The organism is Salmonella sp. SA15303 (assembly GCF_029962125.1).
GTDB lineage: Bacteria > Pseudomonadota > Gammaproteobacteria > Enterobacterales > Enterobacteriaceae > Salmonella > Salmonella enterica.
In genome coordinates this window covers 3,914,424-3,932,807 of record NZ_CP123924.1, presented here as the reverse complement: position 1 = coordinate 3,932,807, position 18,384 = coordinate 3,914,424, and the positions used below count along the sequence as shown (strand labels likewise).

The following is an 18,384-nucleotide window of genomic DNA, read 5'->3' as shown; positions in this document are numbered from 1 at the left end:
ATATTCACTATTAGCCTGGCGAATTTGTCACTACACTTTGTAATAAAAAACAGATCATCACAGGCTAATCATGATCCTCATTATTTATGCGCATCCGTATCCGCATCATTCTCATGCGAATAAGCGGATGCTTGAACAGGCAGGGACGCTGGAAAACGTCGAAATACGTTCGCTTTATCACCTCTATCCCGATTTCAATATTGACGTTGCCGCCGAGCAGGAGGCGCTGTCGCGCGCGAGTCTTATCGTCTGGCAGCATCCGATGCAGTGGTACAGCGTCCCTCCTTTACTCAAATTATGGATGGATAAAGTCCTCACCCACGGCTGGGCTTACGGTCATGGCGGTACGGCATTGCATGGTAAACATCTGCTGTGGGCGGTAACGACCGGCGGTGGTGAAAACCACTTTGCTATCGGCTCCCATCCCGGATTTGACGTCCTTTCTCAGCCGCTACAGGCGACGGCGCTCTATTGCGGCCTCAAATGGCTGTCGCCGTTTGCCATGCACTGCACGTTCATTTGCGATGACGACACCTTACAGGCGCAGGCGCGTCAGTATAAACAGCGTTTACTGGCATGGCAGGAGGTGAATCATGGATAGCCATACTCTACTGCAGGCGCTGATCTATCTTGGTTCGGCGGCGTTGATTGTGCCGATTGCGGTACGTTTGGGCTTAGGATCGGTGCTGGGGTATCTGATTGCGGGTTGCATTATCGGTCCCTGGGGGCTACGGCTGGTGACGGACGCCGAATCTATTCTGCATTTTGCGGAAATCGGCGTCGTGCTGATGTTGTTTGTTATTGGACTTGAGCTGGACCCGCAACGGTTATGGAAGCTGCGCGCCTCGGTATTTGGCGGCGGCGCGTTACAGATGGGGGTCTGCGGCGGACTGATTGGTCTGTTCTGTATGTTTCTTGGCCTGCGTTGGCAGGTGGCGGAACTGATTGGCATGACGCTGGCGCTTTCGTCCACGGCTATCGCCATGCAGGCAATGAATGAGCGTAACCTGACCGTTTCGCAAGTAGGGCGTAGCGCATTTGCAGTGCTCTTGTTCCAGGATATCGCGGCGATCCCGCTGGTGGCGATGATTCCGCTGCTGGCCGCCAGCGGCGCATCCACCACGCTTGGCGCGTTTGCGCTATCGGCGTTGAAAGTCGCAGGCGCGTTGGCGCTGGTGGTGTTGCTGGGACGCTACGTTACGCGCCCGGCGCTGCGCTTTGTCGCGCGTTCTGGTTTGCGGGAAGTGTTCAGCGCCGTGGCGCTATTTCTGGTGTTTGGTTTCGGCCTGTTGCTGGAAGAGGTTGGGCTGTCAATGGCGATGGGCGCGTTCCTGGCGGGCGTTCTGCTGGCGAGTTCGGAATACCGTCATGCGCTGGAAAGCGATATTGAACCCTTTAAGGGGTTGCTGCTGGGGCTGTTCTTTATTGGCGTCGGCATGTCGATTGATTTCGGCACGCTGGTGGAGAATCCGCTGCGCATTCTGCTGTTGTTGGCCGGTTTTCTGGCAATCAAAATCGTCATGCTGTGGCTGGTCGCGAGGCCGCTGGGCGTACCGGCAAAACAGCGTCGCTGGTTTGCCGTCTTATTAGGCCAGGGAAGTGAGTTTGCGTTTGTGGTTTTTGGCGCGGCGCAAATGGCGGATGTACTTGAGCCGGAATGGGCAAAAGCGCTGACGCTGGCGGTCGCGCTGTCGATGGCGGCTACGCCGATTTTTCTGGTGCTGCTGACGCGCATGGAGAAGACCGCGACGGGTGAAGCGCGCGAGGCGGATGAAATCGACGAAGAGCAACCGCGGGTTATTGTGGCCGGGTTTGGACGATTTGGTCAGATAGCCGGGCGTTTGCTGCTGTCGAGCGGGGTGAAGATGGTGGTGCTCGATCACGACCCCGATCATATCGAAACGCTGCGTAAATTCGGCATGAAGGTTTTTTATGGCGACGCGACGCGTATGGATTTACTGGAATCTGCCGGAGCGGCGAAGGCGGAGGTATTGATTAACGCCATTGACGATCCGCAAACCAATTTGCAACTGAGTGAACTGGTGAAGTCGCATTTCCCGCATCTGCAGATTATCGCCCGCGCCCGTGATGTCGATCATTACATTCGCCTGCGCCAGGCTGGTGTGGCGATGCCCGAACGTGAAACCTTCGAAGGCGCGCTCAAAAGCGGGCGACAGGCGCTGGAGGCGCTGGGGCTGGGGCGTTATGAAGCCCGCGAGCGCGCGGATCTGTTCCGTCATTTTAATACCCGGATGGTGGAAGAGATGGCGAAAGGGGAAAACGATCCGTTATCTCGCGCCGCCGCCTATAAACGTACCAGCGCGATGTTGAGCGAAATTATTACCGAGGACCGGGAGCATCTGTCGTTGATTCAGCGCCACGGCTGGCAGGGAACGGCTGAGGGCAAACATTCCGGGGAGGTCGCCGATGAACCCGAGGTCAAACCGTCAATCTAAAGTAAAAAATGTGATGTTCTGCAAACTTTACTGCTAATTGGCTGTTTTTGAACTACTGTAATGCTGGCGCTCCACATCAAATGAGTGGCGTCGCCAGCAGAACGAAAAATTTTCGTGCTCATCCTCTTTTCGTCAGTCGACGAAAGATTGCGCTTTACGTATAGTGGCGGCAATTTTTTTTGTATCAGGAAATAATTAATGATCAGTCTGATTGCGGCGTTAGCGGTGGATCGCGTCATCGGTATGGAAAACGCCATGCCGTGGAACCTGCCTGCCGATCTCGCCTGGTTTAAACGTAACACGTTAAATAAACCTGTCGTCATGGGACGTCACACCTGGGAGTCCATCGGACGCCCCTTACCGGGACGTAAAAATATTGTTATCAGCAGCCAGCCAGGCACCGACGATCGCGTGCAGTGGGTGAAGTCTGTCGATGAGGCGATTGCCGCTTGCGGCGATGCGCCGGAAATTATGGTCATTGGCGGCGGGCGCGTGTACGAGCAGTTCCTGCCAAAGGCGCAGAAGCTTTATCTGACGCATATTGATGCGGAAGTCGAAGGCGATACCCATTTTCCGGATTATGAACCGGATGACTGGGAATCGGTATTCAGTGAGTTTCACGATGCCGACGCGCAGAATTCTCACAGCTATTGTTTCGAGATTCTGGAGCGTCGTTAACGCTGTAGTGCCGGATGGCGGCGAAACGCCTTATCCGGCCTACTCTTGAGCCAGATGTCGCCAGATGTAGGCCTGATAAGCGTAGCGCCATCAGGCATAAACCTATCAGGCGTTGACCGCTTCGCCTTCGCCCATATCCATCTGGCGGTTTGACGGCTGCACAAAATACTGTTTATCTTCCCAGCGTAAACAGGTCAACTCCCCGCCCCAGCAGCAGCCGGTATCCAGCGCGTAAATACCTTCCGGCGTCCCTTTCCCTTCCAGCGACGCCCAGTGCCCGAACGCAATACTGTAAGCCTCGCTCACCGGCCCCGGAATGGCGAACCACGGCTTCAGCGGCGCAGGGGCATTTTCCGGCGACGCTTTGCTGTACATATCCAGTTGACCGTTAGGAAAGCAGTAACGCATACGGGTAAAGGCATTAGTAATAAAGCGTAGCCGCGCCAGACCGCTTAACTCCGGCGACCAGTTATTCGGCATATCGCCATACATCGCGTCGAGGAAAAACGGGTACGAGTCACTCGACAGCACCGCTTCAACATCGCGGGCGCACTCTTTTGCCGTCTGCAAATCCCACTGCGGGGTAATACCCGCATGCGCCATGACCAGCTTTTTCTCTTCATCTACCTGCAACAGCGGCTGACGGCGTAACCAATTCAACAGCTCATCGGCGTCCGGCGCTTCAAGAAGCGGGGTCAGCCGGTCTTTAGGTTTGTTGCGGCTAATCCCGGCGAATACGGCCAACAGGTGTAAATCGTGATTCCCCAGCACCAAACGCACGCTATTGCCAAGCGATTTGACGTAGCGTAACACGTCCAGCGAACCGGGACCGCGGGCGACCAAATCGCCAGTCAGCCACAGAGTGTCTGTGTCTGGCGTAAATTCCACTTGCTGTAATAAGGCGATCAGTTCGTCGTAGCAACCGTGAACGTCGCCGATGAGATAAGTTGCCATTGTTATAATTTTAGTGAATGAGTGTAGGGACGGCGAGTCGAAACACGGGGATGTCGATGGTAAAGGCGTCGCCATTTTCATCGATCATTTCGTAATGACCCTGCATGGTGCCCAGCGGCGTTTCAATTACCGCGCCGCTGGTGTACTGGTACTCTTCGCCAGGCGCAATGCGCGGCTGGACGCCAACCACACCTTCGCCCTGGACTTCGGTTTCACGGCCATGACCATTGGTAATCAGCCAGTAGCGGCCCAATAGCTGCACTGGCGCCCGGCCCAGATTGCGGATGGTTACGGTATAGGCAAAAACGTAACGTTCATCGTCAGGTGAGGATTGCGCCTCAATGTAGACGCTTTGCACCTGAATACACACTCTGGGCGAATTGATCATGTTTAACTCTCCTTCAAAGGCGCGTTTTCCGACAGATAGTTGGCCATCTGGCAGTACTGCGCGACAGAGATATTTTCCGCGCGCATTGCCGGGTCAATACCCATTTCCGTCAACGTCTCAACGCTAAAAAGATTGCCGAGACTGTTACGGATCGTTTTACGGCGCTGGTTAAAGGCCTCGGTGGTAATACGGCTCAACACGCGAATATCTTTAACCGGGTAAGGCATTGTTGCGTGTGGAACCAGACGCACCACGGCGGAGTCCACTTTGGGCGGCGGCGTGAAGGCGGATGGCGGCACTTCAAGCACCGGGATCACCTGACAGTAATATTGCGCCATCACGCTTAAACGACCATACGCTTTGCTGTTCGGCCCTGCAACCAGACGATTTACCACTTCTTTTTGCAACATAAAGTGCATGTCGGCAATGGCATCAGTATAGCTAAAGAGATGGAACATCAGCGGGGTGGAGATATTATAGGGCAGATTGCCGAACACACGCAGCGGTTGGCCCAACTGCGCAGACAGTTCGCCAAAGTTCATGGTCATGGCGTCCTGCTGATAAATAGTCAGCTTCGGCCCTAAAAACGGATGGGTTTGCAAACGCGCCGCCAGATCGCGGTCAAGTTCAATGACCGTGAGCTTATCCAGTCGTTCGCCGACCGGCTCCGTCAGCGCCGCCAGACCGGGGCCGATTTCAACCATCGCCTGGCCTTTTTGCGGATTAATAGCAGAAACAATACTGTCGATCACAAACCGATCGTTGAGAAAGTTTTGCCCGAAGCGTTTACGGGCTAAATGGCCCTGATGGACTCGATTATTCATTGGGTATTAACAATCATTTTGATGGCGAGATTAAGCGCCGTAATAAAACTGCCGACATCCGCTTTTCCACGGCCCGCCAGTTCAAGCGCGGTGCCGTGGTCAACGGAGGTTCGAATAAAAGGTAGGCCGAGCGTAATATTCACTCCCCGACCGAATCCCTGGTATTTTAGCACGGGCAGGCCCTGATCGTGGTACATTGCCAGCACCGCGTCGGCATTATCGAGATATTTGGGCTGAAACAGCGTATCAGCAGGTAGCGGCCCGTTGAGTTTCATCCCCTGCGCCCGCAGCTCGTCGAGCACCGGAATGATGGTGTCTATCTCTTCCGTGCCCATATGACCGCCTTCGCCCGCGTGCGGATTCAGGCCACAGACAAGAATGCGCGGTTCGGCAATACCAAATTTGGTCCGCAAATCGTGATGCAAAATAGCAATCACTTCGTGCAAAAGCGCAGGGGTGATGGCGTCTGCAATCGCCCGTAGCGGCAGATGCGTGGTCGCCAGCGCCACGCGAAGTTCTTCGGTTGCCAGCATCATCACGACTTTTTTCGCCTGCGAACGCTCTTCGAAAAACTCGGTATGACCGGTAAACGAAATGCCTGCGTCGTTAATAACGCCTTTGTGCACGGGGCCTGTGATCAGCGCGGCAAATTCACCGTTCAGACAGCCATCACACGCTCGCGCCAGCGTCTCTACCACGTAGGGGCCATTTTCTACCGTCAACTGACCGGAGATGGCAGGCGCGCGCAGCGAGACCGGCAATAGGGTCAGCGTTCCCGCGGGCTGCGGCGCAGCGGGGACATCAGGCGAGTAAGGGAGAAGCGAGAGAGGCAGGCCGAGCATGGCGGCCCGCTCCGTCAGGAGCGCGCCGTCCGCACAGACGACCAGTTCAATCGGCCACGCGCGTTGCGCCAGTTGGACGACAAGATCGGGGCCAATCCCGGCGGGTTCGCCGGGAGTGATAACAACGCGTTGCGCACTGCTCATTAGTTACTCAAAATCTTAACGTAAGCGCTGGCGCGCTGTTCTTGCATCCAGGTCGCCGCTTCTTCTGAGAATTTACGGTTCATCAGCATACGATAAGCGCGATCTTTCTGCGCCGCATCGGTTTTGTCTACCTTACGCGTATCCAGCAATTCGATCAGATGCCAGCCGAAAGAGGAGTGTACCGGCGCGCTTATTTGGCCTTTATGCAGCTTCGTTAGCGCGTCGCGGAACGCCGGGTCGAAAATATCTGGCGTAGCCCAACCCAAATCACCGCCCTGGTTAGCGGAGCCCGGGTCCTGAGAGTACTCTTTCGCCGCAGCGGCAAAGGTGGTTTTACCACTCTTAATGTCAGCCGCGATTTCTTCCAGCTTCAGGCGCGCCTGCTGATCGTTCATGATCGGCGACGGCTTAAGCAGAATGTGACGAGCGTGAACTTCGGTCACGGAGATACTCTGGCTCTGACCGCGCAGGTCATTTACTTTCAGAATGTGGAAGCCGACGCCGGAGCGAATCGGGCCGACAATGTCGCCTTTCTTCGCGGTGCTCAGCGCCTGGGCGAAAATCCCCGGCAGCTCCTGGATACGGCCCCAGCCCATCTGACCGCCTTTTAGCGCCTGCTGGTCGGCAGAGTAGGTAATCGCCAGTTTGCCGAAATCTGCGCCGTTACGCGCTTCTTCAACAATGCTTTCCGCCTGGCGCTGCGCGTCGTTAACCTGCTCGGAGGTTGGGTTTTCCGGCAGAGCAATCAGGATATGGCTCAGGTTCAGCTCGGTGCTGGCATCGTTTTGGGTGCCAATCTGTTTTGCCAGCGCGTCAACTTCTTGCGGCAAAACGGTGATACGGCGACGAACCTCATTGTTGCGCACTTCAGAGATAATCATCTCTTTACGAATCTGGTTACGGTAGGTTGAATAGTTCAGCCCATCATAAGCCAGACGGCTGCGCATCTGATCCATCGTCATATTGTTTTGTTTGGCGATGTTGGCGATGGCCTGATCCAACTGCTCATCCGTGATCTTCACCCCCATCTTCTGACCCATCTGCAGGATAATTTGATCCATAATCAAACGTTCCAGGATCTGGTGACGCAGCGTGGCGTCGTCCGGAAGCTGCTGACCTGCCTGACCCGCGTTGAGTTTGACTGATTGCATTAAGCCATCAACGTCGCTTTCCAGCACGACGCCATTATTGACGACGGCTGCGACTTTATCGACTACCTGGGGGGCAGCGAAACTGGTATTCGCGATCATGGCGATACCGAGAAGCAGCGTTTTCCAGTTCTTCATACTTTTTCCATTTCAATTAACCGCAATGCGGATTACGTTGTAAATCAATCAGATTACATAGAGCTTTGGTACGGCAGAATGTTCGAACGCAACATTTCTTGCGTGCCGAGGCCGTAGTTAGAGCTCAAACCGCGCAGCTCAATGTTGAAGCCAATCGCGTTATCATAAATCGCGTGTTGTTTATCGTTATCCCAACCGTTCAGCTTACGTTCGTATCCGACGCGGATCGCATAGCAGCAAGAGTTGTACTGCAAGCCGAGCATCTGGTCTGCAGGTTTGCTCGAATTGGTATCGAAGTAGTACGCGCCGACAATCGACCAGCGATCGGCAATCGGCCAACTTGCCACCGCGCCCACCTGATTGATGCCGTTTTTATACTGCTCTGCCGTGGAATAATACGAAGGCAACGTAGCCTGAATATATTCCGGGCTGGCATAGCGGTAGTTCAACTGTACCAGACGATCCTGATCCCGACGGTATTCGAGGCTGCTGCTGCTGGTAGCGACGCTATCCAGACGGGTATCGTACTGCACTCCGCTACGCAGCCCCCAGCGTTCTGAAATACGCCAGTAAGTGTCGCCTGCCCAAACCAGCGAACCGGTTTTGTCGTCATTCTCCCATTTAATGTTGTCATCGCCGGTGCGAGACTCCGTGAAATAGTAGATTTGACCAACAGAAACGTTAAAACGTTCAACGGCGGCATCATCATAAATGCGTGTTGTGACGCCGGTTGTGACCTGGTTGGCGGAAGCAATACGGTCGAGACCGCCATAAGTGCGGTCGCGGAACAGGCCGTTATAGTCGGATTGCAGCAAAGAAGAATCGTAGTTATAGATGCCGCTCTGGTCGCGGTACGGCACATACAGGTACTGCACGCGTGGTTCCAGCGTCTGGGTATACCCCGGCGCCAGCATCGCCATATCGCGTTCGAAGATGAGCTTACCGTCGACTTTAAACTGCGGCATGACGCGGTTAACCGAATCTTCCAGCTTATTTTTATTGTTTGGATCGCTGTTATAGCTGTCCAGATTCGTTTGCTGATAGTGCGTCGCCATCAGCTTCGCTTCGGTGTTCAGGCTGCCCCAGCGGTTGGAGAGCGGCAAATTGATGGTTGGCTCCAGGTGGACGCGGGTCGCTTCCGGCATATTGTCTTTGGTGTTAACAAAGTGCACCGCCTGGCCGTAAATCCGGGTATCAAACGGGCCGAGATCGTTATGGTAGTAGTTAACGTCTAACTGCGGCTCCGCTGAATAGCTGCTGGTGTTTTGATCGTTAAAGACCTGGAATTGTTTGGTCGACACCGTAGCGTCAAAGTTTTGTACGGCGTAGCCGACGCTGAATTTCTGCGTTGCGTAGCCGTCGGTACTGGAACCGTACTTACTGTCGAAATCGTTAAAGTAGCTGGAGTCGCTGACTTTGGTGTAATCGACGTTAAAACGCCACACCTGATCCATCACGCCTGAGTGCTGCCAGTAGAATAACCAGCGGTGCTTATCGCCCTCTTTGGGGTGATCGTCCTCGTAGACTTTATCAGAAGGCAGATAATCTAATTCCATCACTCCCTCGCCTGCCTGCGTGAGATAACGGAATTCGTTCTCCCACATAATATTGCCGCGGCGGTGCATATAGTGCGGGGTGATGGTGGCGTCCATATTGGGCGCGATGTTCCAGTAATACGGTAAGTAGAACTCGAAATAGTTCTTGGTCGTGTATTTCGCGTTCGGGATCAGGAAACCTGAGCGACGCTTGTCACCGACGGGTAGCTGTAAATAGGGGCTATAAAAGATCGGAACCGGACCTACTTTAAACCGGGCGTTCCAGATCTCCGCAACCTGTTCTTCGCGGTCATGGATGACTTCACTCCCCACCACGCTCCAGGTATCGGAGCCAGGCAGACAGGAGGTAAAGCTGCCGTTTTCCAGAATGGTATAGCGGTTTTCGCCGCGCTGCTTCATGAGATCGGCTTTACCGCGCCCCTGACGGCCCACCATCTGGTAATCGCCTTCCCAGACGTTCGTGTCTTTGGTGTTCAGGTTCGCCCAGCCCTTCGGCCCTTTAAGGATGACCTGATTGTCATCATAATGCACATTACCCAGCGCATCGACGGTGCGTACAGGTTCCGGCTGACCTTCCGCCTGCTTCTGATGAAGCTGCACTTCATCCGCTTGCAGGCGGCTATTCCCCTGCATAATGTCCACGTTGCCGGTAAAAACGGCATCGTCCGGGTAGTTACCTTTAGCGTTATCGGCATTGATAGTAACCGGCAGATCGTTGGTATCGCCTTTTACCAGAGGACGATCGTAGCTCGGCACGCCCAACATACACTGTGAGGCGAGATCGGCTGCCAGCCCCTGATGACTATAAAGGGCGCTGGCGATCATGGTGGCCAGAAGAGTGGGAATACGTTTTTTCATACGTTGTATTTATTGTTCCATCATCGGTAGCGTTGCGCGTGACAAACGGTCACAGCCTAACTTACTCATCTTCGCTGCGCCAGTGTTAATCCTGCCGTTTAGCGTCTGTGGTGTTAGGCACGGCATTGAATGACAGGTATGATAATGCAAATTATAGGCGATGTCCCACAATTGACCGTAGCCTTCATTTGCAGAAAAGCACCTTATTTTGTGGGAGATAGCCTCACCGATAGCGTAACGTTTTGGGGAGTCTATGCAGTACTGGGGAAAGATAATTGGCGTCGCCGTAGCCCTGATGATGGGCGGCGGCTTTTGGGGCGTGGTCCTGGGTCTGCTGGTGGGCCATATGTTCGACAAAGCCCGCAGCCGAAAAATGGCGTGGTTTGCCAACCAGCGGGAACGGCAGGCGCTGTTTTTTGCCACCACCTTTGAGGTGATGGGCCACTTAACCAAATCAAAAGGACGGGTGACGGAAGCGGATATTCATATCGCCAGTCAGTTGATGGATCGTATGAATTTACACGGCGATTCACGTACTGCCGCGCAGAACGCCTTTCGGGTCGGAAAAGCGGATAATTACCCATTACGTGAAAAGATGCGGCAGTTTCGTAGCGTCTGCTTCGGGCGTTTTGATCTGATCCGGATGTTTCTGGAAATTCAGATCCAGGCGGCGTTTGCCGATGGCTCGCTACACCCTAATGAGCGGGAAGTGCTGTATGTGATTGCGGAAGAGTTAGGTATTTCCCGCGTACAGTTCGATCAGTTTCTGCGCATGATGCAGGGCGGCGCGCAGTTTGGCGGCGGTTATCATCAACAGTCCGGCGGCGGCTGGCAGCAGGCGCAGCGCGGCCCGACGCTGGAAGATGCCTGTAATGTGCTGGGGGTTAAAACCACCGACGATGCAACCACCATTAAACGCGCTTATCGCAAACTGATGAGCGAGCATCATCCTGATAAGCTGGTGGCCAAAGGGTTGCCGCCGGAAATGATGGAGATGGCGAAGCAAAAAGCGCAGGAAATTCAGAAAGCGTATGAGCTAATCAAAGAACAGAAAGGCTTCAAGTGATTGAATTGCCGGATGCGGCTAGCGCCTTATCCGGCCTACGTTAATGAATGTAGGCCGGGCAAGCGAAGCGCCCCGGCATAAATTGGCTCAGAATTTAAAAATCTGCCGGGACTTTAAACGTCATGCTGTTACCGTAAGCGGGATGGGTAATGGTCAGCATTTCGGCGTGTAACTGCAAACGCGGCGCCAGCGACAACGCTTCCGGCGAGGCGTAAAACCGATCGCCTAAAATCGGGTGGCCTAACGCCAGCATATGCACACGAAGCTGATGCGAACGTCCGGTGATCGGCTTGAGCACCACGCGGGCGGTATTATCCGCCGCAAACTCCACCACGTTATATTCCGTTTGCGCCGGTTTGCCGGTTTCATAACACACTTTCTGCTTTGGCCGGTTCGGCCAGTCGCAGATGAGCGGTAAGTCAACCAGCCCTTCCGCCGGGGAGGGATGACCCCATACGCGCGCTACATACTGCTTTTTCGGCTCACGTTCGCGGAACTGGCGTTTTAGCTCCCGCTCCGCGGCTTTGGTCAGCGCCACTACAATCACGCCGCTGGTGGCCATATCCAGACGATGCACCGATTCTGCCTGCGGGTAGTCGCGCTGGATACGCGTCATAATGCTGTCTTTGTGCGCTTCCAGACGCCCCGGCACGGACAACAGGCCGCTGGGCTTATTGACCACCATAATGTGCTCATCCTGATACAGGATAACCAGCCAGGGTTCCTGCGGCGGATTGTAGTTTTCCATCCCCATGTACGGCTCCGTTATTGGTGCGTGACGACGATAAGACGCAGCGCGTCCAGACGCCAGCCTGCCTGATTCAGGCTTTCCAGCACCTGCTGACGGTTGCTGTCGATAGCGGCAAGTTCGTCGTCGCGAATGTTCGGGTTGACGGCGCGCAGCGCTTCCAGACGCGACAGTTCCCCGGACAGTTTTTCATCCGCCTCGCGGCGCGCGTTATCAATCAGCGCTCTGGCGGACTTTTCAATCTGCGTCTCGCCCAGTTGCAAAATGGCGTGGACGTCCTGTTGAACGGCGTTCACCAGTTTGCTACCGGTGTGGCGATTCACGGCGCTGAGCTGGCGGTTGAAGGTTTCAAACTCGACCTGGGCGGCCAGATTGTTGCCGTTTTTATCTAACAGCATACGTACCGGCGTCGGCGGCAGGAAGCGGTTCAGTTGTAGCTGTTTCGGCGCCTGCGCTTCCACGACGTAAACCAGTTCGACCAGCAGCGTGCCGACGGGCAGCGCTTTATTTTTCAACAGCGAAATGGTGCTGCTGCCGGTGTCGCCGGAGAGGATCAGATCCAGTCCGTTACGGATGAGCGGATGTTCCCAGGTAATAAACTGCGCATCTTCGCGAGACAGGGCTACGTCACGTTCAAACGTGATAGTACAGCCGTCTTCCGGCAGGCCGGGGAAATCCGGCACCAACATGTGGTCGGACGGCGTCAGCACGATCAGGTTGTCGCCGCGATCGTCCTGGTTAATGCCGACGATATCGAACAGGTTCATGGCGAACGCAATCAGGTTGGTGTCGTCGTCCTGTTCTTCAATGCTTTGTGCAAGCTGTTGGGCTTTTTCACCACCGTTGGAGTGGATCTCCAGCAGGCGGTCGCGGCCCTGTTCTAACTGGGCTTTTAGCGCTTCATGTTGCTCGCGGCAGGATTTGATCAGATCGTCAAACCCGTCGGTTTCTTCAGGCGCGGCCAGATAGTTAATCAGACTGGCGTAGGCTGAATCATAAATCGCGCGGCCGGTTGGACAGGTGTGCTCAAAGGCGTCCAGCCCTTCGTGATACCAGCGAACCAGCACCGACTGGGCGGTTTTTTCCAGGTACGGGACGTGGATCTGGATATCATGCGCCTGGCCGATGCGATCCAGACGACCAATACGCTGTTCCAGCAGATCCGGGTTAAACGGCAAGTCGAACATCACCAGATTGCTGGCAAACTGGAAGTTACGTCCTTCGGAGCCGATTTCGGAACATAACAGCACCTGCGCGCCGGTATCTTCTTCGGCGAACCAGGCGGCGGCGCGGTCGCGTTCGATAATCGACATGCCCTCATGGAACACGGCGGCGCGGATGCCTTCGCGTTCGCGCAGCACCTGCTCCAGCTGTAACGCGGTGGTCGCTTTGGCGCAGATCACCAGCACTTTTTGCGAACGATGGCTGGTCAGATAGCCCATTAGCCACTCAACGCGTGGGTCGAAGTTCCACCAGGTGCCGGTATCGCCTTCGAACTCCTGATAAATTTGTTCCGGATAGAGCATATCGCGGGCGCGATCTTCCGCGCTTTTACGCGCGCCCATAATGCCGGAGACCTTAATGGCGGTCTGATACTGGGTCGGCAGCGGCAGTTTTACCGTATGCAGTTCACGTTTCGGGAACCCCTTGACGCCGTTACGGGTGTTGCGGAACAGAACGCGGCTGGTGCCGTGGCGATCCATCAGCATCGACACCAGCTCATCACGGGCGGCCTGCGCATCGTCGCGATCGCTATTAGCGGCCTGCAACAGCGGTTCAATATCCTGTTCGCCGATCAGATCGCCCAGCCTGTTCAGTTCGTCGTTGCTGAGTTTATTGCCCGCCAGCAGCATGGCCACCGCATCGGCGACAGGTCGGTAGTTTTTCTGTTCTTCGACAAACTGTTCGAAATCGTGGAAACGGTTCGGATCCAGCAGGCGCAGACGGGCGAAATGGCTTTCCATCCCCAGCTGTTCTGGCGTGGCGGTCAGCAGCAGCACGCCCGGTACGCGTTCAGCTAACTGTTCGATGGCCATATATTCACGGCTCGGCGCATCGGTACTCCACACCAGATGATGCGCTTCGTCGACCACCAGCAGATCCCACTCGGCGTCGCACAAATGTTCCAGACGCTGCTTATTACGGCGGGCGAAATCCAGCGAGCAGATCACCAGTTGTTCGGTTTCAAACGGGTTATACGCGTCGTGCTGCGCTTCGGTATAGCGTTCGTCATCGAACAGCGCGAAGCGCAGGTTGAAACGGCGCAGCATTTCTACCAGCCACTGGTGTTGCAGGGTTTCCGGAACGATGATCAATACGCGTTCCGCCGCGCCGGATAATAACTGTTGATGCAGAATCATCCCGGCTTCAATGGTTTTACCTAAGCCCACTTCATCCGCCAGCAGTACGCGCGGCGCGTGGCGACGACCTACATCATGAGCGATATTAAGCTGATGCGGGATCAGATTGGTCCGCTGACCGCGCAGACCGCTGTATGGCATCCGGTACTGCTCGCTCTGAAATTTACGGGCGCGATAGCGCAGCGCGAACCGATCCATTCGATCGATTTGACCGGCGAACAGACGATCCTGGGGCTTACTGAAAACCAACTTGCTGTCGAGCAGAACTTCGCGCAACGTCACATTGGTCTCTTCGGTATCCAGGCGGGTGCCGACATAAACAAGCAGGCCATTTTCTTCTTTTACTTCATCGATATGTAGCTGCCAGCCTTCATGGCTTGTAATCGTATCGCCAGGGTTGAACATGACGCGGGTCACGGGAGAATCACTGCGCGCATACAGGCGGTTTTCCCCCGTGGACGGGAAAAGTAAGGTGACGGTTCGCGCATCCATCGCAACAACGGTTCCAAGTCCCAGCTCGCTTTCTGTATCGCTGATCCAGCGTTGACCAAGTGTAAAAGGCATATGTGTTCGGCTCTATATCTTTAATTGCAGGCATTACTCGCCATTCCCAGGCGACAGCACTGGATAATTGCGAGTATACGACCCCGCTACCAGGCTAATGTGGTAGTGGCGTTAATTAGGTCCAGGAATGGAAAGGGCGCTATGGTACTGGAAGGCGGCGCTTTCGTCACGCGTCAAAATAACCCCAGTTGCCCGGTCAGTAGTGTAGCAAAATTATCTTCAACGAAGGGAAGAATTCCTTCCGCCACGGGTTGTAGCTGGCGGGTAAGATAGTGTTCGTAATCCAGCGGCGACTGCTGGTAATCCACGGGCTCGGGGCCGTTAACAGTCCAGACATATTTTATGGCGCCGCGATTCTGATACTGCGCCGGACGACCCTGCTTCAGGTTTTGTTCATCCGCCAGCCGGGCGGCGCGAACGTGCGGCGGAACGTTACGTTGGTACTCATGTAAAGGGCGACGCAGACGCTTACGATAAACCAGCTGTGCGTCCAGTTCGCCCGCCATCAGTTTATCGATAGTCTCGCGCACATAGTCTTGATAAGGTTCATTGCGAAAAACACGCAGATACAGCTCCTGTTGAAAGCGCTGCGCCAGCGGCGTCCAGTCGGTCCGCACCGTTTCCAGACCTTTAAATACCATGCGCTGGCTGTCGCCTTCCTGAATCAGGCCCGCGTAGCGTTTTTTACTGCCAGTATCCGCGCCGCGGATGGTCGGCATCAGAAAACGGCAAAAGTGGGTTTCAAACTCCAGCTCCAGCGCGCTGGTCAAATTTTGCTGTTGTAACGTCTGCGCCCACCATTCGTTCACGTGACGCACCAGCCTGTGCCCGATTTCCGCCGCATCGGCTTCTGAATGCGCGCGCCGGAGCCAGACGAAAGTGGAATCGGTATCGCCATAAATCACGTCATAACCCTGCGCCTCAATCAGCGCTTTGGTCTGGCGCATAATCGCATGACCGCGCATGGTGATTGACGACGCCAGACGGGGATCGAAAAAGCGACAGGCCGTGGTGCCGAGTACGCCATAAAAGGCGTTCATAATGATTTTAAGCGCCTGCGAGAGCGGTTTATTACCCTGACGTTTGGCTTCATCGCGCCCGTGCCAGATTTGGCTAACAATTTCCGGCAGGCAGTGCTTTTCTCGTGAAAACCAGGCGTCAAGGAAACCTTCGGTACTGTGTTCCGGATCCGGCTGCGCCATGCCTTCGACCAGCCCGACGGGATCAATCAAAAACGTGCGGATAATCGACGGGTACAGGCTTTTATAATCCAGCACCAGTACTGAATCGTATAATCCGGGTTGTGAATCCATTACGTAGCCGCCGGGACTTGCCAGCGGCGGCACTTCGCCGAGATTGGGCGCGACATAGCCGGCGCGGTGCATTCGCGGAAAGTAAAGATGCCCGAATGCGGCGACCGAACCGCCGTGGCGATCGACCGGCAGGCCGTTGATCGTCGCGCGTTCCAGCAAAAACGGCATGATCTCGGTTTTATGGAAAATGCGCGTGACCAGCTCGCAGTCTTTCAGGTTGTAGGTGGCGAGGGCGGGTTTATCCTGGGCAAAGCGGCGATCGATCTCATCCATACGATCCCAGGGGTTATCAATGGATTTTCCTTCGCCGAGCAGTTCCTGCGAGACGGCTTCCAGCGAAAAAGACGAAAAATTCCAGAACGCGGATTTAAGCGCGTCGATACCATCGATAATGACTCGCCCTCTGGCCTGGGCGAAAAAAACGCCGTTTTTGAAGCCATGTTCGCGCCACTCCAGTTCGCTATTGTCTCGCCCCAGCCGTAAAGGGATACGGTAGCGTTCGGCATGTTTTTGCAGCATACGCAGGTCGAACTGCACTACGTTCCAGCCGATGATGACATCAGGATCATGTTCGGCAAACCAGGCGTTGAGTTTTTCCAGCAGCTGCGGGCGGCTGGCGACATACACAAGCTCGAAGTCCAGTTGGTGGTCATCGCCATTCGCCGGGCCCAGCATATAAACGGTACGCTGGCCGCAGCCTTCCAGACCAATGCAATACAGTTCGCCGTGTCGCGTGGTTTCGATATCCAGCGAGACCCATTTTAGCGGCGGTCGATAGTCGGAGTGGGGTTTAAGACGCGCATTGCGGATAACGCCGTTGCGCATCTCGCCGTCTACCCAAACGGGCGACGTAATAAAACGCTCCATCAGGTAACGTTCCGGCGGGCGTACATCCGCTTCATAAACGGTGACGCCGTTTTCGCGCAGCAGTTTCTCCATCCGCATAAGCTGGCGGTGAGTGCGGCAATACAGACCGGATACCGGCTGACGATGAAAGTCTCGCAGCTGGAGCGGCGTCAGGCGATAGTCTTTTTCCGCCTGTAGCAGCGAGGCGGCGCGGGAGGTCTGGCTGGTCGGAATAAACGCCACGGACTCTTGCGGCGCCAGCGTTGCCTGCACAGGGCCGTTGTCTGTCGCCAGCCAGAAAGAGACCTCCGTCCCTTGCGGCGTATCCCGCCAGTGCCGGGTTAAAATGAAACCTGCCTGCGCCACGATGATTACCTGTCTAAAAAATTCACGCTAATTATAACCTGTTTTAGGGGGTAATACTGTTATTTTGTACAGGCATATAACGTAAAAGCCGATATCCGCTGTAATAAAAAGTTTCTCGCAGTAAGAAGCGGGTTTGCGCCCACCAGGATTTATAGCGGGTGGATCGCGTGGGTGATGAGCGGCTATCGATACCATTATCCTGAGCGATAGTTTTCAGACGCAGCATATGCAGCGGATCGCTGACCAGTAACGCTGTGCGCCATTGTTGTTGTCGCAGTATCTGTTTTGCGTAACGAATATTTTCGCGCGTCACGGTAGAGCGCTCTTCAATAAAAATTGCCTTAGCCGGAATCCCTTTTTCCAGAACGTATTGACGGGCTATCGCCGCGTCGGAAACCGTTGCGCCAGCGCCGTAGCCGCCGGTTAATACCAACGCGCGGACAATGTGTTGTTGGTAAAGCCAGATGGCATGATCCAGTCTGGCCTGAAAAACGGGAGAAGGCGTTTTTCCGCTAACGCCTGCTCCTGCGACAATCGCGCAGTCAGCTACGCGCGTCTGGTTTTGCTGACTGAACTGATAAATAGCGATGGCATTATGGATAAACACCGTAGCCATAATGAGAATTATGCCTGCCGCGATTCTGATGATGTAGCGATATTTCATGAATGAGTTCGTTCCCCGTGACGGGTGTAATGGATATTTTAACGATAAAATGGCTTTTAGCGTCAGATATTTTTGCTGACGTATATTTATCAATATATACCCAAAATAATTCGAGTTGCTTAAAGGCGGCAAGGGAGTGAGTCCCCAGGAGCATAGATAACTATGTGACTGGGGTGAGCGACAAATCTGCCGGGAGCAGATTTGAACGTCGCGTGCGACGGCCCGTCAGGGCAAGGCCCATGGATGGGCCGAGTAATCCGTAGCCAACACATAAGCAACTCGAAGTATGAAGGGTATAATGATGCTGGTGTAGACAGCAGATATAATTATCCTATAACTGCTAATTTTGAATCATTTTTATTTACAGTTTTTACCCATGTATTAGCCGTTTTGTGTCAAGTCTGTTTTCATACATTAAGTATTTTTCAGAAAGGCGCTTGTTCGAATCTGTTACTTATTTCTCGGATTAAC

Annotated in this window: 14 protein-coding genes; 4 read left to right on the top strand and 10 right to left on the bottom strand. The window is 54.6% G+C overall.

All coding sequences use genetic code 11. The annotated features are described in order from the left end of the window. Positions 1-70 precede the first annotated feature (70 nt). From kefF to folA, 3 genes are all read left to right on the top strand, one after another. On the top strand, positions 71-601 hold the full coding sequence (kefF, locus tag QEN31_RS19405) for a glutathione-regulated potassium-efflux system oxidoreductase KefF (RefSeq protein ID WP_000600709.1): 531 nt from the start codon (positions 71-73) through the stop codon (positions 599-601). Continuing rightward, entirely contained in the window at positions 594-2,456 is a 1,863-nt protein-coding gene (gene kefC / locus QEN31_RS19400; RefSeq protein ID WP_000377155.1) for a glutathione-regulated potassium-efflux system protein KefC, read from the top strand. Before kefF ends, kefC begins: the two co-directional genes overlap by 8 nt. Before the next feature lie 198 nt (positions 2,457-2,654). Further along, a complete protein-coding gene (folA, locus tag QEN31_RS19395; RefSeq protein ID WP_000624379.1) occupies positions 2,655-3,134 on the top strand; it encodes a type 3 dihydrofolate reductase in 480 nt (159 codons plus the stop codon). Positions 3,135-3,239: 105 nt separating this feature from the next. Here folA and apaH read toward each other — a convergent pair whose 3' ends face one another. The 6 genes from apaH to lptD are packed head-to-tail and all read right to left on the bottom strand — an operon-like array spanning position 3,240 to position 9,986. After that, positions 3,240-4,088 (bottom strand): bis(5'-nucleosyl)-tetraphosphatase (symmetrical) ApaH, encoded by an 849-nt coding sequence (gene apaH, locus QEN31_RS19390; protein ID WP_000257211.1) that lies wholly within the window; start codon positions 4,086-4,088, stop codon positions 3,240-3,242. 10 nt (positions 4,089-4,098) lie between these two features. Then, positions 4,099-4,476 (bottom strand): Co2+/Mg2+ efflux protein ApaG, encoded by a 378-nt coding sequence (gene apaG / locus QEN31_RS19385; RefSeq protein ID WP_000610894.1) that lies wholly within the window; start codon positions 4,474-4,476, stop codon positions 4,099-4,101. Between the two features lie 2 nt (positions 4,477-4,478). Continuing rightward, the gene (rsmA, locus tag QEN31_RS19380) at positions 4,479-5,300 is read right to left on the bottom strand and encodes a 16S rRNA (adenine(1518)-N(6)/adenine(1519)-N(6))-dimethyltransferase RsmA (RefSeq protein WP_001065397.1); all 822 of its coding nucleotides are present in this window, start codon (positions 5,298-5,300) and stop codon (positions 4,479-4,481) included. Continuing rightward, positions 5,297-6,286: a 4-hydroxythreonine-4-phosphate dehydrogenase PdxA gene (pdxA, locus tag QEN31_RS19375; protein WP_000093011.1), complete on the bottom strand. Its 990-nt coding sequence runs from the start codon at positions 6,284-6,286 to the stop codon at positions 5,297-5,299. Before pdxA ends, rsmA begins: the two co-directional genes overlap by 4 nt. Beyond that, positions 6,286-7,572 (bottom strand): peptidylprolyl isomerase SurA, encoded by a 1,287-nt coding sequence (gene surA, locus QEN31_RS19370; RefSeq protein WP_000800482.1) that lies wholly within the window; start codon positions 7,570-7,572, stop codon positions 6,286-6,288. Before surA ends, pdxA begins: the two co-directional genes overlap by 1 nt. 53 nt (positions 7,573-7,625) lie before the next feature. Then, positions 7,626-9,986, bottom strand: a complete 2,361-nt coding sequence (gene lptD, locus QEN31_RS19365; RefSeq protein ID WP_000746127.1) for an LPS assembly protein LptD — start codon at positions 9,984-9,986, stop codon at positions 7,626-7,628. Between the two features lie 253 nt (positions 9,987-10,239). On the opposite strand from lptD, the gene djlA reads away from it, so the two are divergent. Further along, entirely contained in the window at positions 10,240-11,052 is an 813-nt protein-coding gene (gene djlA, locus QEN31_RS19360) for a co-chaperone DjlA (RefSeq protein WP_001200595.1), read from the top strand. Between the two features lie 94 nt (positions 11,053-11,146). Here djlA and rluA read toward each other — a convergent pair whose 3' ends face one another. From rluA to QEN31_RS19340, 4 genes are all read right to left on the bottom strand, one after another. After that, positions 11,147-11,806 (bottom strand): bifunctional tRNA pseudouridine(32) synthase/23S rRNA pseudouridine(746) synthase RluA, encoded by a 660-nt coding sequence (gene rluA / locus QEN31_RS19355; protein WP_000525196.1) that lies wholly within the window; start codon positions 11,804-11,806, stop codon positions 11,147-11,149. A gap of 11 nt (positions 11,807-11,817) precedes the next feature. Beyond that, a complete protein-coding gene (gene rapA / locus QEN31_RS19350; RefSeq protein WP_001116966.1) occupies positions 11,818-14,724 on the bottom strand; it encodes an RNA polymerase-associated protein RapA in 2,907 nt (968 codons plus the stop codon). 173 nt (positions 14,725-14,897) lie between these two features. After that, on the bottom strand, positions 14,898-17,249 hold the full coding sequence (polB, locus tag QEN31_RS19345; RefSeq protein WP_000035723.1) for a DNA polymerase II: 2,352 nt from the start codon (positions 17,247-17,249) through the stop codon (positions 14,898-14,900). A 43-nt stretch (positions 17,250-17,292) separates the two neighbouring features. Next, a complete protein-coding gene (locus QEN31_RS19340; RefSeq protein WP_000877512.1) occupies positions 17,293-17,913 on the bottom strand; it encodes a YdcF family protein in 621 nt (206 codons plus the stop codon). Positions 17,914-18,384 lie beyond the last annotated feature (471 nt).

What these genes read in the sequence shown, in the direction of transcription:
- kefF (WP_000600709.1), top strand. Translation starts at nt 71, where the DNA reads ATGATCCTCATTATTTATGCGCATCCGTATCCGCATCATTCTCATGCG.
- kefC (WP_000377155.1), top strand. Translation starts at nt 594, where the DNA reads ATGGATAGCCATACTCTACTGCAGGCGCTGATCTATCTTGGTTCGGCG.
- folA (WP_000624379.1), top strand. Translation starts at nt 2,655, where the DNA reads ATGATCAGTCTGATTGCGGCGTTAGCGGTGGATCGCGTCATCGGTATG.
- apaH (WP_000257211.1), bottom strand. Translation starts at nt 4,088, where the DNA reads ATGGCAACTTATCTCATCGGCGACGTTCACGGTTGCTACGACGAACTG.
- apaG (WP_000610894.1), bottom strand. Translation starts at nt 4,476, where the DNA reads ATGATCAATTCGCCCAGAGTGTGTATTCAGGTGCAAAGCGTCTACATT.
- rsmA (WP_001065397.1), bottom strand. Translation starts at nt 5,300, where the DNA reads ATGAATAATCGAGTCCATCAGGGCCATTTAGCCCGTAAACGCTTCGGG.
- pdxA (WP_000093011.1), bottom strand. Translation starts at nt 6,286, where the DNA reads ATGAGCAGTGCGCAACGCGTTGTTATCACTCCCGGCGAACCCGCCGGG.
- surA (WP_000800482.1), bottom strand. Translation starts at nt 7,572, where the DNA reads ATGAAGAACTGGAAAACGCTGCTTCTCGGTATCGCCATGATCGCGAAT.
- lptD (WP_000746127.1), bottom strand. Translation starts at nt 9,986, where the DNA reads ATGAAAAAACGTATTCCCACTCTTCTGGCCACCATGATCGCCAGCGCC.
- djlA (WP_001200595.1), top strand. Translation starts at nt 10,240, where the DNA reads ATGCAGTACTGGGGAAAGATAATTGGCGTCGCCGTAGCCCTGATGATG.
- rluA (WP_000525196.1), bottom strand. Translation starts at nt 11,806, where the DNA reads ATGGGGATGGAAAACTACAATCCGCCGCAGGAACCCTGGCTGGTTATC.
- rapA (WP_001116966.1), bottom strand. Translation starts at nt 14,724, where the DNA reads ATGCCTTTTACACTTGGTCAACGCTGGATCAGCGATACAGAAAGCGAG.
- QEN31_RS19340 (WP_000877512.1), bottom strand. Translation starts at nt 17,913, where the DNA reads ATGAAATATCGCTACATCATCAGAATCGCGGCAGGCATAATTCTCATT.